The organism is Sphingobacterium paramultivorum (genome assembly GCF_014109745.1).
GTDB classification, from domain to species: Bacteria; Bacteroidota; Bacteroidia; order Sphingobacteriales; family Sphingobacteriaceae; genus Sphingobacterium; species Sphingobacterium paramultivorum.
This window is the reverse complement of the sequence record NZ_CP058555.1, coordinates 4,745,231-4,770,997: the sequence shown is the minus strand read 5'-3', so window position 1 is coordinate 4,770,997 and position 25,767 is coordinate 4,745,231. Positions and strand designations below refer to the sequence as shown.

Annotated in this window: 19 protein-coding genes; 15 read left to right on the top strand and 4 right to left on the bottom strand. The window is 38.5% G+C overall.

Features of this window, described 5'->3' with window-relative positions; translation table 11 throughout:
• Window position 1: 1 nt before the first annotated feature.
• Genes HS960_RS19885 through HS960_RS19855 form a run of 7 tightly spaced genes read left to right on the top strand, consistent with a single transcriptional unit; the run spans window position 2 to window position 7,278 of the window.
• A complete protein-coding gene (locus HS960_RS19885) occupies window positions 2-1,087 on the top strand; it encodes a glycosyltransferase family 4 protein (protein ID WP_182330491.1) in 1,086 nt (361 codons plus the stop codon).
• Complete coding sequence (locus tag HS960_RS19880) at window positions 1,084-2,166, top strand: glycosyltransferase (RefSeq protein WP_182330490.1); 1,083 nt, start codon at window positions 1,084-1,086, stop codon at window positions 2,164-2,166. The genes HS960_RS19885 and HS960_RS19880 overlap by 4 nt, the downstream gene beginning before the upstream one ends.
• Entirely contained in the window at window positions 2,156-3,751 is a 1,596-nt protein-coding gene (locus HS960_RS19875) for a glycosyl hydrolase family 28-related protein (protein WP_182330489.1), read from the top strand. The genes HS960_RS19880 and HS960_RS19875 overlap by 11 nt, the downstream gene beginning before the upstream one ends.
• Window positions 3,752-3,762: 11 nt before the next feature.
• The gene (locus HS960_RS19870) at window positions 3,763-4,929 is read left to right on the top strand and encodes a glycosyltransferase family 4 protein (RefSeq protein ID WP_182330488.1); all 1,167 of its coding nucleotides are present in this window, start codon (window positions 3,763-3,765) and stop codon (window positions 4,927-4,929) included.
• Window positions 4,922-5,527 carry a sugar transferase gene (locus tag HS960_RS19865; RefSeq protein ID WP_182330487.1) on the top strand — a complete coding sequence of 202 codons (606 nt, stop codon included), beginning with the start codon at window positions 4,922-4,924 and terminating at the stop codon, window positions 5,525-5,527. Before HS960_RS19870 ends, HS960_RS19865 begins: the two co-directional genes overlap by 8 nt.
• A 9-nt stretch (window positions 5,528-5,536) precedes the next feature.
• Complete coding sequence (locus HS960_RS19860) at window positions 5,537-6,124, top strand: acetyltransferase (RefSeq protein WP_182330486.1); 588 nt, start codon at window positions 5,537-5,539, stop codon at window positions 6,122-6,124.
• Between the two features lie 17 nt (window positions 6,125-6,141).
• Window positions 6,142-7,278 carry an aminotransferase class I/II-fold pyridoxal phosphate-dependent enzyme gene (locus HS960_RS19855; protein WP_182330485.1) on the top strand — a complete coding sequence of 379 codons (1,137 nt, stop codon included), beginning with the start codon at window positions 6,142-6,144 and terminating at the stop codon, window positions 7,276-7,278.
• A 42-nt stretch (window positions 7,279-7,320) separates the two neighbouring features.
• On the opposite strand, the gene HS960_RS19850 is transcribed toward HS960_RS19855, so the two are convergent.
• Both HS960_RS19850 and HS960_RS19845 read right to left on the bottom strand, forming a co-directional pair.
• Window positions 7,321-8,424: a nucleotidyltransferase domain-containing protein gene (locus tag HS960_RS19850; RefSeq protein WP_182330484.1), complete on the bottom strand. Its 1,104-nt coding sequence runs from the start codon at window positions 8,422-8,424 to the stop codon at window positions 7,321-7,323.
• Between the two features lie 88 nt (window positions 8,425-8,512).
• On the bottom strand, window positions 8,513-9,616 hold the full coding sequence (locus tag HS960_RS19845) for a hypothetical protein (RefSeq protein ID WP_182330483.1): 1,104 nt from the start codon (window positions 9,614-9,616) through the stop codon (window positions 8,513-8,515).
• A gap of 334 nt (window positions 9,617-9,950) precedes the next feature.
• Here HS960_RS19845 and HS960_RS19840 point away from each other — a divergent pair, with 334 nt between their 5' ends.
• From HS960_RS19840 to HS960_RS19810, 7 genes are all read left to right on the top strand, one after another.
• Window positions 9,951-10,733, top strand: a complete 783-nt coding sequence (locus tag HS960_RS19840; RefSeq protein WP_182330482.1) for a polysaccharide biosynthesis/export family protein — start codon at window positions 9,951-9,953, stop codon at window positions 10,731-10,733.
• A gap of 8 nt (window positions 10,734-10,741) precedes the next feature.
• Window positions 10,742-13,147 (top strand): GumC family protein, encoded by a 2,406-nt coding sequence (locus HS960_RS19835; protein ID WP_182330481.1) that lies wholly within the window; start codon window positions 10,742-10,744, stop codon window positions 13,145-13,147.
• A 214-nt stretch (window positions 13,148-13,361) separates the two neighbouring features.
• Window positions 13,362-14,054 (top strand): outer membrane beta-barrel protein, encoded by a 693-nt coding sequence (locus HS960_RS19830; RefSeq protein WP_182330480.1) that lies wholly within the window; start codon window positions 13,362-13,364, stop codon window positions 14,052-14,054.
• A gap of 31 nt (window positions 14,055-14,085) precedes the next feature.
• A complete protein-coding gene (gene porK / locus HS960_RS19825; RefSeq protein ID WP_182330479.1) occupies window positions 14,086-15,384 on the top strand; it encodes a T9SS ring complex lipoprotein PorK/GldK in 1,299 nt (432 codons plus the stop codon).
• 32 nt (window positions 15,385-15,416) lie between these two features.
• On the top strand, window positions 15,417-16,433 hold the full coding sequence (porN, locus tag HS960_RS19820) for a type IX secretion system ring subunit PorN/GldN (protein WP_182330478.1): 1,017 nt from the start codon (window positions 15,417-15,419) through the stop codon (window positions 16,431-16,433).
• A gap of 158 nt (window positions 16,434-16,591) precedes the next feature.
• The gene (locus HS960_RS19815) at window positions 16,592-17,554 is read left to right on the top strand and encodes a nucleotidyltransferase family protein (protein WP_202883706.1); all 963 of its coding nucleotides are present in this window, start codon (window positions 16,592-16,594) and stop codon (window positions 17,552-17,554) included.
• Between the two features lie 133 nt (window positions 17,555-17,687).
• Window positions 17,688-19,601, top strand: coding sequence for a polysaccharide biosynthesis protein (locus HS960_RS19810; protein ID WP_182330477.1), 1,914 nt, complete (start codon window positions 17,688-17,690; stop codon window positions 19,599-19,601).
• A gap of 62 nt (window positions 19,602-19,663) precedes the next feature.
• Here HS960_RS19810 and HS960_RS19805 read toward each other — a convergent pair whose 3' ends face one another.
• Window positions 19,664-21,346: a RagB/SusD family nutrient uptake outer membrane protein gene (locus HS960_RS19805; RefSeq protein WP_182330476.1), complete on the bottom strand. Its 1,683-nt coding sequence runs from the start codon at window positions 21,344-21,346 to the stop codon at window positions 19,664-19,666.
• Window positions 21,347-21,357: 11 nt separating this feature from the next.
• A complete protein-coding gene (locus tag HS960_RS19800) occupies window positions 21,358-24,336 on the bottom strand; it encodes a SusC/RagA family TonB-linked outer membrane protein (protein ID WP_182330475.1) in 2,979 nt (992 codons plus the stop codon).
• 362 nt (window positions 24,337-24,698) lie between these two features.
• On the opposite strand from HS960_RS19800, the gene HS960_RS19795 reads away from it, so the two are divergent.
• Entirely contained in the window at window positions 24,699-25,607 is a 909-nt protein-coding gene (locus HS960_RS19795) for a DUF4625 domain-containing protein (RefSeq protein WP_182330474.1), read from the top strand.
• The last annotated feature ends 160 nt before the right edge of the window (window positions 25,608-25,767 follow it).

The window sequence follows — 25,767 nt, the reverse complement described above, 5'->3', positions numbered from 1 at the left end:
TATGAAAATTTTATTCTTTCTCTCTTCATTGAAAAATAAGGGTGGGGTCGAAAGTGCAACTGTTGCGTTGATTAATTCGCTGGCTGAGAGCTCGTCGCACGAGATTTACTTGCTAACCCTTAATGATAAAGTGGATGATTTTGCATTTGCCGTTAGGCCAAATATTACAGTTTTAAACTTAAATATCCTTTCTTATAAGAGGGAATATTTTTCAATGATTTTCCGGTTCCGAAAGCTCATTAAAAAAATGAAAATAGATGTCGTTATTTCTGTAGAAGCAATTTCCTTACTTTTTTCATTTTTACCAATGTTAGGGATCCAAAAAAATACCAAACTCGTCGTATGGGAGCATTTCAACTTTAAGAACAATAATGGGAGAAAATCTCGGGAATTTTTTCGAAAGTTGGCGGCAAGATATGCTGATATGATTGTTACTCTAACAGAACGTGATGTAATGATGTGGCGTGAACACTTAAAAATGAAAGCTCCAATTACTTTTATATACAATATTAGTTCATATGAGAACATAAATAATCCCTATTCTGTCAAATCTAGGAAAGCTATTGCTATTGGAAGATATGTTCCAGTTAAGGGATTTGAACGCCTAATTAGAATTTGGTCAAATATGTCTAGGAAATACGATATTAAAGATTGGGAACTTCAGATTGTTGGGTATGGGGATCTAGAGTCGACATATTCGGAGCTAATCCATTCGGAGAATTGTACCTCAATAATCTTGAAAAATGGCGCTGCCGGTACACAACAGTTTTTACTAAATGCGGGTATCTATTGTATGACATCGTTTTTTGAAGGTTTGCCAATGGTTCTCATCGAAGCGCAAAATTTTGGTCTTCCTTGTATTTCTTTTGACATATATTCTGGTCCATCAGAGATTTTAACTGAAAATTCAGGTGTTTTAATTGCAGATGGAAATATGGAAGAATATACGGACAAGTTATTCGAACTTATTTCTAATGAGGAATTACGAAGTGAAATGTCTGATAGTGCCTATGTGTTATCTCAAAGATTTAAGCCGAAGGAAATTTTGGAAAGTTGGGAAAATATCTTTGAAAAAATTGTACAATGAAAATATTACATGTAATTAATTCGTTGGATATGGGGGGGGCAGAGAGGCTAGTGGTCGAAAGTATCCCTTTTTATCAACGTCATGGTTTAGATGTGGATCTTTTGGTATTAAAAAAGACTAATTCTTCATTTTATCAAAAGTTTGAAAGAAAAGCATTAGGGAAGTTTATTGCTTTAACCAAAGGGTCCGTTTACAACCCTGTTTTAATATTTAAAATAATACCCATTCTTAAAAAATATGATATAATTCATACTCATCTTTTTCCGGCCTTATACTGGGTTGTATTAGCACGTATTTTTTCTAGAAGAAGATGTAAGGTAGTATACACCGAGCATAGTACTTATAATAGACGTAGAGATATATTCGGATTGAGATATTTCGATAAATGGATATACTCATTTTTAAACTACATAGGTTGTATTTCTGAGGCGACATATGAAAATTTAACAAATTATCTTCATTCAAAAAGTGCTGATATTGGCGTTATATATAATGGAATAAATTTAGAAGAGTTTACAGCAACAAACAGTATATCCAAATTTGATTTTTTCGATAAGAATAGTTTTGTTTTAATACAAGTATCGAGTTTTAGAGAGCAAAAGGATCAGCAAACTTTAATGAGGTCCCTTTCATTGTTACCGGATGACATAAAATTATTATTGGTCGGAGATGGGACATTACGAAGTTTCCATGAGGAATTGGCAAAAGAATTGCATATAGAAAATAAAGTGAAGTTTTTAGGAAACCGAAGTGACGTTAGTGATTTATTAAAGTATGCTGATGTCTGTATATTAAGTTCTAACCATGAAGGTTTTGGGCTCGCTATTTTAGAGGGGATGGCTTGTGGAAAACCCTGTATTGCGTCTGATATTCCCGGGTTAAGTGAAATTGTAAAAGGTTTTGGATTGGTCTTTAAAAACGGTGACTATAAAGCTTTGGCAGATTTGGTGATTAAATTGAAAGAAGAAGCTTTTTATAATATGATTGCACAAAGATGCTTGGATAGGGCAAAGGATTTTTCTATCGAAAACATGGTTTCAAAATACATTACTATTTATCATTCCTTAAATGAAAAATAGAAATTTAAATAAATTAATCTTTATTATTATGGCTATTCTAATAGTGTTCTTTTCTTTTCTTATCAACAATTCTTTTTTTTCTATGCTAGAAAAAAAAGAAGTAAGCAATCTTCATCAAGTTAATGAGTTTAAAGCCAAAGCTGATGTAAGTCGAGATTCGGAAATTAAAGATGAGCAGCAATTGAAGATTGTTAAAGAAAATAATGTTTTAGATATAGCGAAAATTGAACCAAAAGCTGCTCAGGAAAATACTATTTATGTTTCACAATTTGGTGTAAGAGGGGATGGAAAAACGGACGATGCACCTGCAATTAGAAAAGCTATACAATATGCTCGCGATAACAAGATTAGTAAAATTGTATTCGATGCTAAGACATATCTGTTATCTTCAACTGTCAACGGAATATATTTACCCTTATATTCAAACCTAACATTTATTGGAAAGGGCGAAAAAACTGTATTATTACAAGCAGGAGGGAAATTAGAGAATGGTGATCCTAAAATTTTTTTTAGTGAAGACTATGTTGAAAATATTGGATTTTCAAATCTAACTATAGATTTAAATGGTACAGCAAATTTATGTCCACAAGTAATTAAGCGAGCAAATATCGCAATTGGAGCAAAAAGGGCCAGAAATGTAAATATATCAAAAATAATATTTAAGAATAATGCCGGAAGACAAACCATCATGCTTGGAAGTTCGCTTAAAAACAAAGGTGTTTTCGACGTCGTTGTCAGTAATTGTAAGTTTATAAACGTTGGAAATGGTGTTAAGGGAAATAATATTCAAACCGATCATAGTTGTATCTATGTTGTAGCTGAAAGATTTACTTGTAATAATAATACTTTCTATAATCCTCCCATATCTAATCAGCTTCCGGTAAGTACGGCAATTGAAAGCCATTCTGATTTTGCTCGAGTAGAGGGCAACACTATATCAAATTTTAAAAATGCCTTTAATATTGTCGCAACAGTATCCTCTCATGTAAATTCTTCTTATAGGAACAATACATGTAATAATGTAATGAGGTTGGCTGAGTTTTGGGTTTGGAACAATAATACGATGGATAACATTATTATAGAAAATAATAAGTTAACTCAAATAATTCCAACCGAGGCTTTTTCATTAACAAAACAGGTTAAGACTCCAATAAATAATTTAGTAATTTCGCAAAATTATATTGAGTATGTCGGTTCCCGTTCTTCAAAATATTCATTTCCATCTATAATAAGTGCCTCCATTAAAAACCTGACTATTGAAAACAATGTATTTAAGAATCTTCCTTCGGGAGTTTTATTAAGTACTTCAAAGGTTGGTGAAACACCAAAGATTACAATTACTGGCAATAAAGTTATCGATTGTGGAAATACAAATGCGAATAATTCGATAACATACCATACTGCGTTTTTGTTAAATGGAACCGATGGAGGGGAACTATTAATTGATGGAAATACGATTCAAAATTCAAGCGACAAAGGATTTATTGAACGGGGAGTAATTTTGGATAATAATTGGCGGCGTAAAAACCTTGGTAGCAATGTTTATGATAAAGTTTCAAGTAAAATTCTTGATAATAGGAAATAGTATTTTAAAGTATGAAAAATCGCATAGTCCGAATTACAACAGTGCCAATTTCTTTAAGGACTTTGCTCAAAGGACAACTAAAGTTTATATCGCATCATTTCGATGTTATCGGAGTTTCGAGTGGTGGAAGCGAATTGGAAGATGTCCGAGAACATGAGGGTATTCGAGTTGTGCCAATTGAGATGTCTAGAAAAATAACGCCTTTAAAAGATCTTCAGTCATTATGGTCCGCTTATCGTTTATTCAAAAAAGAAAAACCTACTATAGTCCATAGTCATACACCCAAGGCTGGCATTGTAGGAATGGTTGCTGCTAAATTAGCTGGAGTTCCCATACGACTGCATACCGTAGCGGGTATGCCACTAATGGAAGTGACAGGGGGAAAACGAAAGATCTTAGATTTTGTCGAACGTCTTACCTATAGTGCGGCCACAAAGGTATATCCCAATTCAAAAGGTTTATTCGATTTTATCGTTTCTCATCAATATACTTCTTTAAATAAATTAAAGTTAATAGGTAATGGCTCCTCGAACGGTATCAATACCTCTCAATTTTCAAAAGAAGTTATATCAGAAGAACAGCAAAACTTATTAAGAAATGACTTGGGCATTGGAAATGATGATTTTGTTTTTGTCTTCGTCGGTAGGCTTGTTGGCGATAAAGGAGTAAATGAACTTGTGAAGGCTTTTTGTCAATTAAATTATCCATCAGTGAAACTTTTGTTGGTTGGACCGCTGGAGAGTGATCTCGATCCTTTGCATAATGATACGTTAAGACGGATTGATGAGAATGAGGGTATTATCTCTGCAGGTTTTCAAAAAGACGTCCGGCCCTATTTTGCCATTTCGAATGCATTGGTATTTCCAAGTTATCGAGAAGGTTTCCCGAATGTGGTTATGCAAGCCGGGGCAATGGAGCTTCCTGCGATTGTATCTGATATAAATGGTTGTAACGAAATCATCATCGAAGGAAAAAATGGAACAATCATTCCTGTTAAAAATGTGGACGCAGTTAAAGATGCAATGGAAATGATGATAACAGATAAGGAGCTTTATTTAAAGATGAAAATAAATGCTAGACGAATGATAACCGAACGTTATGAACAGCAAGTCGTTTGGGATGCCCTTCTGACTGAATACAAAAGTTTATTAAAAGATAAAGGACTAGACAATGTATAGGCATTTTTTTAAGAGACTCTTCGATTTTTTTATTGCACTTATAGGTTTGATTGTCCTTAGTCCTATTTTTATTGTTGTGACAATAGGACTTTATTTTGCCAATGATGGCAAACCATTTTTCTTTCAAGCCCGTCCAGGGTTAAACGAGCGGATCTTTAAAATTATCAAATTCAAGACAATGAATGATAAAAAAGATACCAATGGTAATCTTCTGTCTGACGCAGAACGTTTAACACCTATCGGATCTTTTGTGAGAAAGACATCTTTGGATGAGATTCCTCAGTTAATTAATGTACTCAAAGGCGATATGGCAATTATCGGACCTAGGCCACTTTTGATTCAATACCTACCGTTGTATGATGATAAGCAACGACGCCGTCATGAAGTAAGGCCTGGTATAACGGGATGGGCACAAGTAAATGGGAGAAATGCAATCTCGTGGACCAAGAAATTTGAGTTGGACGTTTGGTATGTAGACCATGTCTCCTTTCTTACCGATTTGAATGTCTTTTTCACAACATTTAAAAAAGTATTTAAAAGAGAGGGAATTTCTGCCGACGGACATGTTACAATAGAACCATTTAATGGAAACAACTAATTGTTAAGTATGTATTTGTTTGGAGCAAGTGGCCATGGAAAAGTAATAGCAGAAATTGCTGAGCGTAATAACCTAAAAATAGAAGGCTTTATCGATACCGATTTAAATAAATCGTCGTTATTGGGATATACTGTTTTTCATAGAAATCCGGAGGGACCAATTGAAGCAATTATTGCTATTGGAAATAATGAAGTAAGGAAAAGAATAGTAAACGAAACTCGTTCCTTTACTTATCCAAGTTTAATACATCCGGGGGCTAATATTTCTAGCCGTAGTATTTTAGGAAATGGTACAGTAGTAATGGCTGGTGCAACGATTAATGTGGACGTGAATGTTGGTCAACATTGTATTATCAATACAAATGCTTCAATAGATCACGATTGTATTATCGAAGATTTTGTACATTTATCGCCAAATGTAGCACTGGCAGGAAATGTGCATGTAGGAGAGGGGACACATGTCGGCATTGGAGCTTGTGTTATTCAGGGGATAACAATTGGGAAATGGGTGAAGATAGGAGCTGGGGCCGTGATTATTAGAGATATACCAGATGGATGTACCGTGGTAGGTAATCCAGGAAGAATAATAAAGAAGTAACGTTAATTTTTACCACTATGTCAGATAAAATATGGCTATCTTCTCCTCACATGGGGGGAAATGAATTAAAATACATCCACGAGGCATTTGATCATAATTGGGTAGCACCTTTAGGACCCAATGTCAATGGCTTTGAAGAGGATTTGGAGAAATTTTTAAATTCGGATGTTCAGGTAGTGGCCCTTTCTGCGGGGACGGCAGCTTTGCATTTAGCCTTAATCGAATGCGGCGTAAATTACGGTGATGAAGTGATCTGCCAGTCAATGACATTCTCCGCATCGGCTAATCCGATCGCCTATCAAGGAGCGATTCCAGTATTTGTAGATTCTGAAGCTGACACCTGGAATATGTGTCCCACAGCCCTGAAAGAAGCAATACGTGATCGTTTTGCCAATGGCAAGAAACCAAAGGCAATAATTGTAGTCCATCTTTATGGCATGCCAGCAAAAATGGATGAAATATTGGCTGTGGCCAAGGAATTTGATATCCCAGTAATTGAGGATGCAGCTGAGGGATTAGGATCTACTTACAAGGGAAAAGCATGTGGTACTTTTGGTCGTTTTGGTGTATTAAGCTTTAACGGTAATAAAATTATCACAACATCAGGTGGTGGAGCTCTGGTATGTCATACAAAAGAAGATAAAGACAAAGCCGTATTTCTTTCGACACAAGCGAGAGACAATGCCCCGCATTATCAGCATTCGCATATTGGTTATAACTATAGAATGTCTAATATTTGTGCAGGTATTGGAAGAGGTCAGATGGAAGTCTTGGGAGATCGTATTGAAGCACGTCGCGGTATGACAAAGTTCTATTCCGATATATTTGCTCGTATTGATGGAGTTCGCGTGTTAACAGAGCCTAGCGAAGATTTTTATTCTAACCATTGGTTGGCTGCAATCACGATTGATGAGGCTTTAACAGGTGTCTCGCGTGAAGATTTACGCCTTGCGCTGTTGGAGGATAACATTGAATCGCGCCCACTATGGAAGCCAATGCATTTGCAGCCTGTGTTTGAGAACTCACCATATTATGGAAGTAATGTCGCTGAAAAATTGTTTGATACAGGCCTTTGTTTACCTTCGGGATCAAACTTAACAGAGGCGGAGAAAGAACGCATTCGCATCAAGATCGAACAAGTTTTTGATAAATAAAAAGAAAAGAGCTTTTAAATTTATTTAAAAGCTCTTTTCTTTTTAATCTCTGTCTATCCCAAGGAATTTGGAATAGAAATGCATGATGGGAAAAAAGATCGCTTCTTGTGGAGCATAGGGGAGGTAGCGCTTAAAATTACGCCAAAGCCGTTTAGCGCCATCTGGATGTACCGATACAGTACTATTTACTTTTCCCTCAGCATAGCGTTCGTCGTGATAACCAAAATTACCCCCATACCAAATTTCTTCCAACATCCAATCCGAGTTAGTATGTGCAGGGTATGCAAAAGGAAGATGTGACTTCGACAATCCAATGTAATCTACTAGAATTTGGTGGAGTAAATGTGTCCATTTTAAAATTCCAGTCTTTTGATAGATCTTCTTTAAAGCCTCTGCATCAATTTGATTACTGTATTGAGCATACAATCTTGCCGAATCGCAAAATTGTCTCAGTCCCATTCCGAAGGTAATTAAATGCTTCAATATATGGGAATTGACCTGAAAAAGTTGTAGCTCTGGAGCTAATATCCGTACTGATACATGTTCAATTTTCAAGATACCCTGTTTCTTAAGGTATAGTTTAGAGATGGAACGTAAGTAAGGTTGTATAAGAGGATTTCGCAGATCAAAAAGCTGCTTATGATGTTCAATAAACTGATTGTTCCAGTTGTAATGTAAGCTAAAGCTTTTTGTATCTTCTACAGTTATACCTTGTTCTTTTATATAATTGCGAGCTACAGAATAACCATTATCCTCGAAATGCCAATCAATGTCACCACATATTCGATGTAAGGGATTAAGATAGAACTGTGCCACACCTTGTCCCTTTTGTAAGATAGGTTGTATGCCAAGCGCTGTAAAAGCTTCATATTGGGAAGCTATTACTTTATTCATCTGAATATTATACCGTTCTATCTGATCTACACGTACAGCCCATTTTAATCGTAAAGATTTTGGAGGTAGTTGATCTTCATTTAAAAAAGCAAAGCTATCATAAATTATTCCTTCTACCGTATGAGGAATGGCCCAGGCATAAATTTGGGCCCATTCACGCTCCGTAAGCTGTGTAAAAGTTGATAAACCACCTTGCCCCCATAGGCCGATACGCAATAATTGAAAGAAAATATCTCGGAGTTGATTATCCATATAATAGACCAAATATAATAATTTATTGAAATATTTGGTTCACATTAGTTCATTAGCATATAAGAGTATCATGTAGAAAGAAATTGCTTTACTTTGACTTCTTAACATATCCGTGTAGGTCATTTATATCGCTTCCAAAGGAAAGAGCCATAGATCTCGTCCAATTGTTGGAAATACACGAATAATAAATGTAATATTTTCCATTAACCTTAATAAAAGATGCTCGATAAATCGATCTATAGTCGAATGCGTCTTTATTCGTGTTTCTTTTTAAAATAGGATACGGTTGATCTATTACCTTGTTAGCTTCATCAGTAGAACAATAAAACAAATCTGCACTATTATTGTTGGCCCCTTTTATTGCTTTTTCCCAAACACAAACAATCATTTCATACCCTTTTTCTGTTTTAATTACATCCAAATGCCATGGATAGAATTTAGACCAATCGAATTTTAGTGCAAGGAAAGTTTTTGGCCATCTCTTTGCGGAAGAATCTAGAGATTCAATATATCGAATTTCATTCCCGAGGCAATACCATATTTTATATTTCCCGTTTTCAAAATTGATCGCGGGACTCAGCATTTGCACATCGTTGAAATCAAAAATCACCTCTCTATTTTGCCAATGGATACCGTCTGATGAAACTCTCCTATAGATAGCGTTCTTATTTGTTTTTATATCGTAAGGTCTATACCAACATTCTATAATATCAAGATCTTCTCGATAAACAAGATGAGTATCGCTATTATAGCCGTTTTCAAATGGTAGATCTAATGGGTTCTCTAGCCCTTTTGGAGTAGCCCAGTTTATTCCATCTTGACTTACAGCAATACAAGGGTTTTCATATTTAACATCACCTTGAGGGTAAGGGGTATATGCCATCCAAAATTTATAGCCCTTCCAGCCTTTCGAAAAATAAAGCACTTTGGGATGAATATTTTCTGTGTTATTTAGATAATTATTGAAATTTAATATTTCAGAAGCATTTGGCGATCGGTTGACGTAAGCGATAGTATCTGTCGTGCTACCGATTGTGTCCCTCTTTTCCAGTTGCGCTAACGGCGGGAGCGAAGGGGTATTTTGTTCTTCATTCCTTTTTTTTGTACATGAAATTATTACAAAATATAAGATAAAGCATCCTATTAGATTTTTTTTACTCTTCATTTTAAATATGGCAATTGTTGTTGCCAAAAATATATATTAAATTTCTTATGCCAAAGATATTTTTAGTTGAAATACAGTTTCTTATATTGCTTCTTCTTATATTGCTTGTTTTTGTGAATTTCAAAAAGATAATATTACATTCTCTAATTAAAGAAAATATTTGAGCTTACTTTCGATATATATTTAGATACTGAATTAGATAAAAAAATAAAAAAGATGTATAGAATTAATTTAGGCACAGATCTTGCTTTCGTCAGGCAGCTTTATTAGACTTTTAATTTCTTTATTTTGGGGATGGTTTGATAAAAAAGTATATTTTTGTTAACGAAAGTACTAAGTCAATTAATAATATAAATAACGAATGCGATTATTTTTAAAGTATGGTATATCATTAGGTTTGTTTGCAACATTCTTAATGATACTAAGCTCTTGCGGGTCACGCAGGAGGATGGTATATCTTCAACAAGATTCTAGCCAAATTAATACATTATATGAACAATATGTACCTAAAATTCAGAATAATGATATTTTAACAATTGTTGTAACTGCTGCAGATCCGAAGGTCACCGCACCATTCAATCCTGTTAGTTCAATGATGAGCAATAACATGAGCCAATCGGTAGATATGGCGTTACGACCGACCTACACTGTCGATGGACAGGGAGATGTCACTCTTCCCATGCTCGGCAAAGTACATGTCGCTGGGCTCACTCGTGTAGAGGCAATTGAAAAATTGAGGATTGAATTGAATCAATATATTAAAGATCCTGGGGTAAATATAAACTTTAACAATTTTAGGGTTTCCGTACTAGGAGAAGTTACTCGTCCTGGTTCCTTTATTTTGCCTACAGAGCGTGTTACTGTCTTGGATGCATTAGGATTGGCTGGTGATATGACCATTAGAGGCGTTCGAGAAAATGTTATGCTAATTCGTGAAGTCGACGGAAAAAAGACGATGCATCGGCTAGACTTAACTCAACAAAACACATTGAATTCGCCATATTATTATTTGGCTCAAAATGATGTGATTTATGTTGAACCAAACAAAGCTCAGATCAACAATTCGAAATTAGGTGCAAATACAAATATTATTATTTCGATTGCAAGTTTATTAATCACTGTAATATCAGTATTGACGCGATAGTAAAATTCATGGAAGAAAAATCTATTCATATTCAGGAAAATCAACAAGACGAAACAAATTTACGTCAACTTTTTGAACAATATGCTTTTTATTGGAAGTGGTTTGTTTTAACTATAATCTTGGCTTTGGGAATTGCTGTTATCTATTTGCGCTACGCTGAAAAGACATACAGTACTACAGCGAAAATTCTATTAAAGGACGAGAGGAGTGGATCTGCAGGTGAACTTGCCGGTATTGCAGAATTAAGTAGCAGCATCGGCTTGGGGGGAAGTCGCGCCGCATTTGTTACTGATCAGATTGAAGTGTTATATTCAAGAAGGTTAATGCGCAAAGTAGTCGAACAAAATCATCTAAACATTATCTATTCTACCAAAGGTAAGATTCGATCTTCTGAGCTCATGGAGAAAGATATGCCATTTACTATTGAACCTCAGAGTAGTCAAGATTCTATAAAACTGAGCCTACGTGTAAGTTCAATTGATGGTAAGTTGTTGAAAGTTACGGATTTAATGTCGGGCGAGCATATTTCTGCTGGATTCGATAAAAATGTCAGGATTGGACGAAATTTTATAGTTTTTAAGAGAGGGGCCAATAAAAATATAAAGATAGATTCCGACGTTGAGTATTTAATCAACGTTATTCCTAGAGACTGGGCGGTTGATATGAATTTGAAAGCTATTAGTATCATGCCAAGTAAGGAAATGCAATCCTATGTTGTCAACTTCTCGATGCTATCGACTCTAGGAAAAAAGGCAGAGTTAATTTTAAATTCCCTTATTGAAGCCTATAATAATGACTTAACCAATGACAAATTGCGCATGACGCGTGCGACATCGGACTTTATTAACAAACGTCTAATGTTGATTTCCAAAGATCTTTCTGGAGCCGATGAGGAGGCCGCCGAATTTAAGTCGGCAAATTCTATGGTTGATATGGCTACTGAGGCTGGCGTGTTTCTAAGCACAGCTTCTGACAACGATAAAAAGGTGTTGGAATACCGCACGCAATTGCAGCTTGTTGATCATATGAATGATTATTTAAAAAATCAGGAGGTTGGTAAACTATTACCTTCAAACATAGGTTTACAGGATGTTTCCATTGGAACGGCAATAACTGCTTATAATAAACTTGTTTTAGAACGGGACGACTTATTGAAATCCGCTTCAGATCAGAATCCCGCAGTAGTGGCGTTAAACGAAAATATTGCTGAGAGTGATAAAAATATTCGTCAATCACTTAAAAATTATCAAAAGGTAACCCAACTAGCCTTAAATAGTATACAGCAAAAATCAAATGAAATTAAAGGGCGAATCAGTTCAATTCCTAGCCAAGAACAAGGTTTTAAAAAGATTTCAAGACAGCAACAAATCGTAGAATCATTATATCTTTTGTTATTGCAAAAGAGGGAAGAAAGTGAAGTAAAGGCTGCCGCAACACCAGATAATTTGAAGGTTATTGACTCAGCTTATGGAAATGGAGTGCCTGTTTCACCGCGTAAATCTATTGTATTATTGGGCGCAATTATTGTTGGTTTTTTAATTCCTTTTATTCTTCTCTATCTTAAATTTTTATTGGATAACAAGATTCATTCGCGTAAAGATATTGAGGAAATTGTTAAAGTTCCTGTTCTGGGCGAAATTCCTACGGCTGAGGATACAATTGTGCATCTAAATGATCGTTCCTCACTCGCGGAAGCATTTCGTATCCTACGGACTAATATGAATTTTATGTTTGGCGCTGATAAGAAGGAGGCTTCAAAGGTAATTTTTGTAACCTCTACAATTTCAGGGGAAGGTAAGTCCTTTGTGACGACTAATTTAGCACAGATACTATCTATGTCTGGAAAAAAGGTAGTACTTATCGGTGCTGATATCCGGAGTCCTAAGGTGTTAGATTATTTGGGTTTATCACACTTACAACATACTAATGTTGGGATTACTCAGTTTTTGATCAATCCGGATATGGATGTCGATAATATTATTATTAAAAAACCAGGGAATTATGATTTTGATGTGATTTATTCGGGTTATATCGCGCCAAATCCTGCAGAGTTATTGATGAATGGCCATTTCGATGATGTAATCAAATATTCTCGTGAGCACTATGATTATATTCTGGTGGATACAGCTCCGGTGAGCTTGGTGACCGATACGCTATTAATAGCACATAATGCAGACTTAACGTTGTATGTATCTCGTGTTAATTACCTCGATAAGCGTTTATTGCAGGTGCCTCGCGAATTGTATGTCGATGGAAAATTGAAAAACCTTGCTGCGGTTGTCAACGATGTTGATTTCGCAAGAGGTTATGGTTATGGCTATGGCTACGGCTACGGTTATGGAGATAAGGGTAAGAAAAAAACAGGTTTCGCCAAAGTATGGCAAGATTTGAAAGATCGCCTAAATATTAAATAATACTGGAATAATAGAGGTTTTGGCCTTATTGTTGCAGAATCCCAAATCGATACGTCGGTTTGGGATTTTTTTTGTTTATACTAATTATTAAGATCGCGCGTTTTTGAATTAAGTAAGACTAATCGGTACAAACTTATATCATGTATATCAAAGGCTATTCTCAATGCAAAATAATTCACTAAACTTTAAACTTAAGCTCTTTAAATATTTATCGATGAAAAAACAATTTCTATACGCTGTAGTAGGACTATTTTTTTTAACAACAGGTTCTGTATCAGCTCAGTTTTCCAGACCTATTAGCGTTGGGGCAGGGGCAGGGACAGCGATCAATTTAACTGATTTAGGTAATGTAGAACCTAAATTTGCATTTTATGGAGAATTGGATTATTTAATTACCCCTTATATTTCCGTTGGTCTGCATGGTGAGAAGGGTACTTTAGCTGGTAATGGTTACGAAAGCGACTTTAAGAATCGCTATTTTGCAGGAAATATTAATGGAAAGCTCCGTTTGGGACAGTTTCTGGCAAATACCGGCAATTATAGCTATTATACCTTGGAGGCAAATACTTTTTCACGAATTCTTTCCAACGTCTATGTGGGAGCAGGTGCAGGACTCGTGAAAAACCGCATTGCGAGACACTTATCTCCGGCATATAGTGAGGCGATCATTAATCAAGGAGGAGAATTCTCTGATAAATTGGGCGAAATTCATTTTGTACTTCCTTTAAATGTCGGACTGGATATTCCCTTTGGTAGAACATTATACGGACCACAGTGGGCAATAAATGTAAACTATCAGCACACCTTGACATTTAATGATAATTTGGATGGCGTCATCAATAAAAATAATGATCAATATGGTCTTATTTCTGTAGGCGTTAAATATGCCTTATTCAATCGAAAATAAACTATCGAATTTTTTAATCTAAAATAGACACATGAAGAATATATATAGAGCAATTTCCAAAAATCAACTATTTGGTCTGCTAGCTATTGCTATTATAATTGGCTTCTCTGCCTGTAAATCAAATTCAGCTATCTATAAGGCTCCAAAAGTGAATGCTTTTAGAGGCGGAAAGCTTCCAGCTCCTCCGGGAATGGTATACGTACCTTCTGGGACAATTCTTTTTAAAGGATCGCTCGATAGTGGCAATGTGGGTAAGAATGTCAGTGTGAGTGCTTTCTTTATCGATGAAGCCGAAGTGACGAATAAGCAGTATCGCGAATTTGTAAATTGGGTTGCCGATTCCGTCGCAGTAACAGATTATTTAAATGATGATCAATACTTTTTGGAAATAGCAGGTGAACAGGTTGGCCAAAAGCGTATCAATTGGGCAAAAGTCAAAAAGATATCTCCAATATGGAAAAGCAATGATCCAAGTATTCAAGAACGCATTGCTCCTATGCTTGAAATGCATGGAAATAGAAGGGCCCTTAATCCTGAAACGATTAAATACCGTTTTTCATACCTGCAGTCTAAAGGTAATGTGAAAAAGAAATACGTGACTGATTCGGTTGCCGTAATGCCTGTTGAGGATATCTGGACAAAAGATTTTCCAAATGCGCAGCTTGCTTCTTTGGATGCCAACTATTTTACGCATCCTTCTTTTGACTATTACCCTGTCGTTGGTGTAACCTGGAGGCAGGCACGTGCCTTTACCGATTGGCGTGCAAACGAGATGGCCGCTACAGTACTTAAGAATTCTTATCTAAACGGTTATCAGTTGAGTTTAAGCTTGCCAACCGAAGCGCAATGGCAATATGCGGCTTCGGGCAAATTGGATCCACAGGATACGATCGCAGGATCACGTATGACAATTGATGGAACAGAAGGTAAGAAAAAATTGGCTGTCAACTTTAAACAAGGGGAAGGAACTTATTCACGTGATGGCGCTACATTCACACTGCCCGTAAAATCGTATATGCCAAATGCTTTTGGTGTTTATAATATGGCGGGAAATGTCTCCGAATGGACCTTGGATGCCTATAGCCCATCTGCGGTTGTATTTGTCAACGACTTAAATCCTGCGTTGCTTTATGATGCAGATGCTAAAGATGGAGATGCATTGAAACGGAAAGTGGTCCGCGGGGGCTCATGGAAAGATAATGGAGAGCAGTTAAATAGCGAAACGCGTAATTATTCGGTAGACTATGAACCGCATTCGTACATCGGTTTCCGTTGTGTCATGTCGGCCTTTGAAATGCCTACTGTACAAAGCAAAACGCGTAAGTATTAATTTCCTGTTTTAAAATCCAAAAATCGAGAACAATGAAAACAAAAATAGTATTGATAGCGGCGATGACTTTCGGAGTTGGGTCATTGTTTGCTCAACAAGAGACAACAATAGATACAGTCCCCAAGAATCAAAACATTTTAAATAATGTTAATTCAGGTAATCCTATAACATCAGGAGAAGTAATTCAGGATACAATCCCGTTAACTGATGGATTCTATCAGGCAAATAATATGGAGGATGCTGTTCCTTTCGCTTATCCTGAGGTAAACAAAAAAAATATACGCTTTTACAAACGTGTATGGCGAGATATTGATTTAAAGGACGAAAAAAACAATATTCTTGCTATTCCTGGCAATTCTTTGATCGAGGTTGTCATGAAGGCGATTGAAAAAGGAAAACTTTCCCTCTATAGTCCCGATGACGATTCCTTTAAGGGCCGATTAAGTGCGCAGGAAGGAATGGCTCGTTTCGCAGATAGCGTGCTTGTACCTATTTTTGATGGTGAAGGAAATCAGATTGATTCCAAAATGGCATTGAATGAGTTTGATCCTGCACGGGTGACTAAATTTAGAATTAAAGAGGACATATTTTTTGATAAACAACGCAGCAGACTGGAAACGCGGATTATCGGTGTTGCGCCCCTAATGAATATTACAACTTCTGCAGAATTAGCGGAATCGGTCGGCGCGACTCCTGCATTTTGGCTTTATTTCCCACAGTTGCGGTATAGCCTTATCCAGATAGATATTTCTGATCCGGATAAGGGACTCTACGATATGACCATGGATGATTTCTTTGTTCAGAATAAATTTGCCAGTACCATCGTGCGTGAATCTTCGCCTGGCATGTTGCAGAACCTCAAAGAAACAGAAAATGGTGGACAGCAGCTAGATGGGAAAAAAGTGGAAGAGAAACTGGATGCCTATAAGAAGAAATTATGGAGCAATCCAAAAGGGGTAAAAGCCGAAGAACTGGAAGGAAATAAGTCCGGTGATGGTAAAACTTCACAGAGCCAAAACCAAGAAAAAGAAACGGAACAGAAATTGTAAAGCAATATAATCTATTTTGTTCAAAGCGAGCTTTTCGATATAAAGAAAAGCTCGCTTTTGTTTAATAATTTATTATTTATTAATATGGAAAATTATAAAGCTGGTACCAATATTGCTATTGGATGCAAACGCAGGATAAACATCACATTTAAATAGAAATGAAGAACAGTATTGATAATATACAAAAACCTATTCTGGTTATATTGGCCGCTGGTATGGCGAGCCGTTATGGTTCGGCTAAGCAGGTGGAGAGCTTCGGGCCATTTGGCGAAAAAATAATAGATTACTCCATTTATGACGCCATTCGTGCTGGATTCGGAAAGGTCGTATTTGTCATTCGGGAAGAATTTTTAGAGATCATGAAATCAAATGTTGGTGCAAAACTTCCTGAATCTGTCGAGGTCGCTTATGCTTATCAGAATTTTGACCTGAAAAAGTTTGGAGTTGATAGAATCGTTGAACGGCAAAAGCCATGGGGAACAGGTCATGCAGTAATGAGTGCAGAGTATGAAGTGGATAAACCATTTTGTGTGATCAATGCAGACGATTTCTATGGCTACGATGCCTTTCAAAAAATGGCTAATTTTTTAACACAGCGAGCGGATGATAAAGAGATGGCACTCGTCGGATTTGAAGTCGGTAATACCCTTTCCGACTTTGGCTACGTCTCGCGTGGTGTTTGTGAAGTAAATACTACAAATCATTTGCAGAGTGTTACTGAACGAACAAACATCTATCGAAAAAATCAAGATATTGTCTATGCACAAGATGAAGCAGAAATTGCCTTGCCTAGTGAAACAAGAGTTTCAATGAATTTCTGGGGATTTACGCCCAAAATATTTGAGATTGCACGCAGCTTGTTCCCTGATTTTGTAGAGAAAAACCATGAGAATCCAAAAGCGGAATTTTTTATCCCTGATTTGCCGGATTATATGGTCAAGCAGGGTATTGCCAATTTTTCGGTACTTCCTACCGATGCGAAATGGTTTGGTGTAACTTATAAAGAGGACAAGGAAGAAGTCCAACAAAGTATTCATCGGTTAATTGAAGACGGACATTATCCTGAACGATTATGGCCAGAGAAAAAGGTAGTCGATGAAAGTATTTATCTGGATTTTTAAAGATTAATATTTCTTTTAATACACACCGCGAAAGTTCTCCTATATCGAGGGAGAACTTTTAACGTATTTATACCATTTATTTTGGTAATTTTGCGAAGACTTAAACGTTGAAAGGGAACTTAACATTTTTTTAATGAGTAATTTATGGAGGGAAGGCTTGTCCATCAACAAGCCTCGTTGGGTCATTCTGTTGTTGGATATGATTATTGTAGGTGTAGCATTTTTGATTAGCTACATACTCATTTTTAAGCACAGGGGCGGGGTGGAGGTCGACGCCTTGCGTATACAGCTCATATTGGTATCTACGATATATCTGATCTGTTTTATTTCGCTGGGAACATTTAAAGGTGTTATCCATAAAACCGGAATCCGTGAATTACAACGTATGGCATTAGCGATTGTAATGGCCTATTTTTTATCAGTCATCGTATGTAAAGTATTAGAGTGGACACAACCTTCGTTCTTAGATGCCGCTTTTCCTTTCTCTGATACACAGCTTCTTTTTCATGCATTGATTGTCGGTTTCGGTATGACCTTCAGCCGCGTGCTTTATCGGGCGCTCTACCACGAGCTGATGTGGGGTAATAAAGACAACCGTATTCCTGTTATCTTATTTGGTGCAGGAAATATGGGCAATACAACCTTTCATTTTATTCATACAACATCACGTAACAAATATCGTATTGTGGCTATCATAGATGATAATCCACATCGTATCGGCAACCGGATCCAGGGTTTTAAGATCCACGATATTAATGAACTAAACAAAGAGTTTGTGCAACGGCATGGAAATGCAGCTGAGCTTATTGTGGCTATCGATAATCGTACGCCCGAACGCTTGAGTAAAATATTTAAACTGGCTGAACCGATTCCTTTAATTGTTAAAATTATCCCTGATACTGCACGTATGTTAGCGGGCGAGGTGGCCACCAGACAGATCCGAAGTCTGCGGATTGAAGATTTATTGGGACGGAAGGCGATCGATGTGGACAATCCTACCATTGCTGCAGAAATGAAGGGGCAAATCGTATTGGTAACCGGAGGGGCCGGCTCTATTGGTGGAGAACTCGTACGTCAGCTCGCGCATACTGATCTAAAACAGCTTATCGTTGTAGATCAAGCTGAATCTTCTTTATATGATATCCAACAGGAGTTGAGTTCATCTGCAAATTTTGGACGTTGCCTATTTATAGTAGGAAATGTCAGGGATGCACTATTTATGGAAACCCTATTTCAGCTTTACAGACCAACTTACGTCTTTCATGCAGCTGCGTATAAACATGTTCCCTTAATGGAAGCGAATCCCTACGAATCGATTCTAACGAATATATGGGGATCGTACAATGTAGCTTTGTTGGCAGATAAATATGAAGTCGCTAAATTTGTCATGGTATCAACGGATAAAGCTGTGAATCCGACGAATGTAATGGGCGCTACCAAACGTGTGGCCGAGATTGCGATATCAACAGTCAATATGAATTCCAAAACCAATTTTATCGTTACGCGTTTTGGCAATGTGTTGGGTTCCAATGGCTCGGTAATTCCACTTTTCGAAAAGCAGATGCTTAAAGGGGGACCGTTGACAATTACCGATCCAAATATAACCCGTTATTTTATGACCATACCTGAAGCCTGCCAATTGGTACAGGAAGCTGCGGTAATGGGTAAAGGCGGTGAAATATTTGTATTTGATATGGGTGAGCCTGTTAAGATTATAGATCTCGCAAAACAGATGATAAGACTGAAAGGGTATAGCTATCCAGAAGATATTGATATTAAGATCGTAGGCCTGCGCCCTGGTGAAAAGATTTTTGAGGAGCTTCTGGCGAATGGAGAGAATACCGAAAAGACGTATCATGAGAAGATTATGATTGCGAAGGTCAATACCCCAGATCTTGCGTTACAAAAAGCGAGAATTGAGCAATTATGTGCGCTCGCCAAAACAGCTGATCCGAATGATGATAAAATGAAATTAGTACAGCTGGTGAAAGATATTGTGCCGGAATTCCGTTCTCAGAATTCTGTTTTTATAGCATTAGACAAGTAAGTCTATCGCAAAAAAGCCAACCTGCGTGTGCAATCGCAGGCTGGCTTTTTTTATTGTCAATTTTAATAACCCGGATTTTGTGCCAGATTGCTGTTGCCAGCAATAGCCTGGTTGGGCACTGGGAAGCGATTCAGATGTGCGGAAGTACTTGGATTATGATCCCACCACTTTTCCGTAGTAAAAGCTTTCCATCGGATCAGATCTGTACGTCGCCGACCTTCCCCTAAAAACTCAATACTCCATTCATCCAGAATACGGTACTTGTCAATATTGGCGCTAGTCACGGGATTAGGATCGGCTGCATTGACAAAGTTTCTTTTTCGGACAGCATTGAATAGTTCCGTAGCCTTTTCCTTGTTCCCTAATCTGAAATCACATTCGGCCAGCATATAGTAAACTTCTGCCAGTCGGATAATCGGCATATCGGCTCCCCAGCGTAAGGTATTGTTGGCCAGATTTGGAATCGGTACTTTCACCAGGCGTATGCCTGTGTTTTCCTCGCCTTCCGATATTTTAGAGGGTAGTTGATCGATTGAACTGTATTTTTTTCCGGGGCCAACTTCCGAAAAACGACCCACTTGGTCTACAAAGTTCAAAGGCTTGTCCTTGTATTCTTCACCGCCAAGAATAGCTTCGCCAGTAGGTGTTTTATGTGGGCCAACAATAAACATACCCTCATATTGGTCCGAGCCGTGATAGACGTAAGGTGCTTTGCGGAGATCGCCTTGGTCGAAGGTTTCAAAAGGTGAACCTAACTTGAAGTCCACACCGTAGCTTGAGCCATTAGGTTTCTTGGATGGCGTCAGGTGAGCGCCATTATTCCCGCCCATATCCTGTGCAAAGAATTGCTTCGTGTTGTAGTGATAGAAGTCTGCATAAAACCAATTGTACTCCAGCATCTTGAATTCCGAAGGCATAGACCAGATAATCTCGGGCGATTCATTGTTTTTAAATCCATGTACCCCGTTCCACTTCGTATCCAAGCTGTAGTCGCCATAGACTTTATTGACAATATCTTGTGCCAATTTTTGGCTTTCAGCGTACATGGCTTTACCAATATAGGCTTCTGCATTGAAGTAGAGCTGTGCCAGCATGGCTGCAGCCGCAGCTTTTCGAATCGCGCCTTCTTCCTTGTCGCCGGACTTCTTTGCCGGAAGATTTTCAATCGCAGCCTTGAGCAGCTTTTCGATATGGGCAAAAAGTTCCTGATCGCTATTGCGCGGTAGTGACTCTTGGTCTAGGGATTCGAAAATAGGCATACCGCCAAAATAATCTAATCCACGTAGATAAAAATAGGCGATCAAGGCATCCAATTGTGCGAGATCTGCTGCTTTCCGCTCGTCGCTCAGGGCAAATTTGCCGTAGTCTAATTTGCTCAGATCGCTCTTTGTATCCAGTGCGAGGGCAACACCCATCAGGGTTCCGCGCCAGCTTCCCCAAATCCAATTGTCATCCGCCGTCCAACGGTGGTAATGATAGCGCTCATTCTCGCCACCATTGTACCAATGCCGGCCCTTGGTGGTAATGGCAAAATTGTCGGCCGTATATTCCTGAAGGCGCCAGCGATCTTCGCCCATATACCACTTCGCATGGGTAAATGGTCTAAATAAGGCTGCCTTGATGTCTTTCTCACTTTTGAAAAAGGTGTCCGGCGTGACCGAACTATAAAACTCCTGATCCAATTTGGTACATCCTGATAGCAATAATGCTACGGATAATGTTGCTATGGAAATGTATTTTTTCATGTTTGCTCGCTTTAAAAATTTACTTGTAAACCCATCATAAAGGTTCTTGTCTTTGGATAGACATTGCGCTCCTCAAAACCAGGTTCGAGGCCATTGATATTGACTTCGGGATCCAGGCCACTGTAGTTTGTAAACACAAAAAGGTCGCGTGCAGTGGCATAGATTCGCATCGACTTCAATGGTTTGATCCAATTTTGGTTAAAACGATAACCGATATTCAGCGCGTCAACCTTTAAAAAAGTGCCTTTTTCCAACCAGTAATCGCTTAGCTCTTTTTCTCCTTTGATATTTTTATGTTTGTCGTATGCTTCTTCCAGCACATTCTGTCCTTTTACATTGGGTAGGCTGTAGTACATATTGATCATATTGAACACATCGTGGCCGATCCAGCTACGCATATAGATACTTGCATCCCAGTTTTTATAGGTAAATTGGTTGTTCCAGGAGAGTTGTAATGTAGGAATCGCATTGCCGACAAAAGACTTGTCGCCCACAGTCTTGTTACGGTCTCGCACATCAAAGGCATTTCCATCCTTGTCATAAAGCTTCCAATAGCCATCATCTGTAAAGCCTGCAAATTTCCAGAGGAAGAATTGGCCAATATCCTCACCCGGATATAGCCTTACTGCCGACCCTGGCGAACCGGGAGCCGGGAAGTCTTTTCGGTCGGTAAAAGTTTGACTGCCCCATAAGGTGTTGAGCCTGCTTTTATTATGTGAAGCGACAATGCTGGTGGTATAACTGAAATGATCATTGTCTACGGCTTTAAAGTTCAGTTCAAATTCATATCCTGTATTTTGCATGCTGCCCACATTCATGGTAGTTTTATCGTGGATCGCCGGCGGTTGGGAAACGCTGATGTCATAAATCAGATCGTCGATCTTCCGTTTGTAGATGTCAAAACGGCCACTTAAACGGTTGTTCAGTACAGTGAAATCTAAACCAAGGTTGTATTCTTTTTTGACTTCCCACTTGATGTTTGGATTTTGGTTGTGCATCACACCATAGGTTCTGAACCATTTTCCATCCTGCAAAAACCAGGTGTCGGCGCTATACATCCGCGTGGCAACTTTGGCATCAAAACCTTCATTGCCCGTTTCTCCGTAGCCCGCACGTAATTTAAGGTCATTGATAAATTTGACATCCCGTAGGAAAGGTTCCTGAGAAACCCGCCAGCCTGCGGAAAGTCCCGGAAAGAATCCCCATCTGTTTTTAGGCGCAAATTTGCTGGATCCTTCGTAACGTGCCGTTGCGGTCAGAATATAGCGATCCAAATAGGAGTAGTTGACACGGCCAAAAAAGGCGGCAAGCTTGACCCAGGGATTTTTCCAGGATCCAATGCCCGCTCGTCCATCCGGTAAATAGGTTCCTGTACCCATATTGTTTTCCCCAATACCATCAACGGGGAAATTAGAGTTTTCGGCAGAAAATCCCTGTCCGTTAAAATCCTGGTAGCTATAGCCCGCCACAGCATTCAAGGAATGCGCGGCCCAGCGGTTTGTATAGTTGGCGGTCCATTCAAAGACGCGGTCATTGAACCGGCTATAATATTGCTTGGCAAATCCGTCCACATTGTTCTCCCGAGAAATGCGATGTTGTGCCGATCGGTAATAATTGCCGTGTTCGCTGTTGTTCTTTATCCCGATGGTCGCACTGGTGGTCAGATGTTCTGTGAGGTTTAACTTTAAGGTCGCATTTGCCAACAGGTATTTGAATTGCTTTTCATCGCTGCGGAGACGTGCTTCGGCCACGGGATTCCAGGTATCGTAACCACCTTCCAGTACGTTGTAGCCACTGACATCATTGGCATCGTATGGTGTTTCGGTCGGATTCATCACCAGGGCCATATTAAAAATGTCATTGTTGTTAAAGATATCTCCATTGGAGCCAAATGCTTTCACCTGGTTGTAGCTTACATTGGTATTCAACTCTGCAAAGCCATCGAAAAATTTGAAGGCACTATTGATCCGTCCGCCGATTTCATCCCGCTTTGAGGTGATCGCCATTCCTTTGGCATCGCGCTTGGTAAAGGTAGTATAGACATTAGCGTTTTCGGAACCACCACTGATGTTTGCGACTTGCCGATGGCTGAATGGATTATTGTTGGTAACCTCATCATACCAGTCGGTGCGATGTCCAAGGTCTTCACCGAGGCCATATTCGACAAATTTTTCTGCCGAGAGGACTTTGGGACGTTTGCGGATGGATTCGACAAAATATTCCGAAGTAAAATTTACCTGTGCCTTTCCAACCTGTGGTCTTTTTGTGGTGATTAGGATTACGCCACCGGAGGCACGTGTTCCGTAAATCGCGGCAGCGGAGGCATCCCTCAGTACGTTAATAGATTCGATATCTTCTTTCGCAACGGAGTTGATATCACCACCAGGAACACCGTCAATAACCACTAGGGGTCCCTGTGTGGCGTTTACCGAATTGACACCGCGCAATTGCAAGGAGATACCAGCATTGGGATCGGTTCCATTGGTGGAGATGACACTGAGCCCCGGAACTTTTCCTTGGATCGCCAAAAGGGGAGAGACAGCTCCTGCGACCATGTCTTTCTGTTTGATGCTCGATACGGCGCTGGTCAATTCTTTTTTGTCAAGGGAGCCATAACCGACCACAACAGCCTCCTCGAGCTGCTGCGTGTCAGATACCAGTTGTACATTCAAACTGGAACCACCCGTATACGTGATTTCCCTAGAGCTAAAGCCGATCATTCGAACGACGAGGATAGCATTTTGCTCCACGTTAGTCAGGGTGAATGTACCATTGGCGTCGGTTGAAGTCCGTAGATTGCTGCCCTTCACAGAGACCGTGGCACCAACTATGGGATTGCCCTGTTGGTCCTTAACACTGCCCTTGACTGTGGTCTGAACCTCCTGCACATAGGGTGCATGGGGTAGCGCATAAGCGGCTCCAGCAAAAAAACTGCTGCTGAATAGCAATAATTTAGTAGCCACTTTAAAACTGTTGATTTTAAAATTCATGTGCTAATGTTTATTAAAGAATATTGGTTGTTTAAGATAAAAGAGCTTGACAGGCCCTTTGTGGGATGGTCGATGTCAGCTGTCGGCCCCAGATAAGATGGATATATTCAAATTCAAGATACTGCATATAATTGGTGTGATATGAACACTAAATGTACAGCATTAGCTTTATAGGCCCTGTCAGTTGAGACAATATGATGATACTTTGAGACAAATTGGTCGGTGATAACAGCAAATGGTAAAAGGTATCAATCTAAAGCAAGTAGCCAGAATATTATATCTTTTTGATATTGCAACTGTATTGCTTTTGTGTTAGTTTTATTATATTTGCAACTATATTGCAATAATAAATACTATACCAAATGATCAAACCAATAAAAATTATCCTGGCATTTATGCTGGTATCTGGGCTTTTTGTATCCTGTAAAAAAGAAGGGGAGGCACCTGAGGTCGTTTCGCCAAAAGCAGAAAATGTAGAAATTGGCTATGCCAATAATAAGCAAGCAATCCGAGGGCGGGATTTTCACTTTAATGCGGATATTCTTGCTGGAGATAAAATCGAGTCTGTTCAAGTCAAAATTCTGCTTAAGGCAGGGCTGACCTATTCATCGCCATGGAAAATGGAAATTGCTTGGGAAGAGTTTAAGGGATTAAAAAATGCCAATGTGCATAAGCATTTTACCATTCCATTGGAAGCGCCTGAGGGCAAATTTGATTTTTTCTTTGTTGTCAATGATGTTAATGGATCAAAGCTTGAGTTAAAGGAAGATTTTCAGATCTTCGATGCGGCTAATATGCCTGTTGACCCGATTGTGGACCGTGATATTTTCTCACGAAACGATGATATGGTATACTATATGAATACCTATGTAGAGGATCCACTGCTTTTCAAAAAAGGAGATAAGTTTACGGCACGTGCGCAGATCAAGCAGATCCAAGGTGATGGTATTTTATATACAGCATTGATCAGACGAACGCTGAATCATTTTCCTGAAACGGTTGATAAACTTGACTTGACGAAGGCTATAATTATATCTAAAGTGGAGCATAAAGACCTGGGGCCAGCATCAAAAGTCAATACCTATAAGTTGGTCAATGGTACGATAAGCGGTGATGATATTTTAATCGGTGCCGAGAAAGATGGTTTGGGCAGTCAGATTTCTGGTGAGAGACAATGGCAATCTGGTCAGTACAATCTCGTTATATTATATAAAAATACCACTTTTAATATGAGTACTTTTAAGTCGATTCCAATTACTATTTCGTATTAGAAGATATTTGCCCAGTTAAATATATCAAAGCCTTCCCAATTAAAGGAAGGCTTTTACTTTCTTAATAATTGCTATGTAAGCATGGTGAATTAGCGGTTTTACTTGAAGGAATTGCGACTGATGTTATCGCTAATTATATCATTGTGCGCTAATAGGGAGT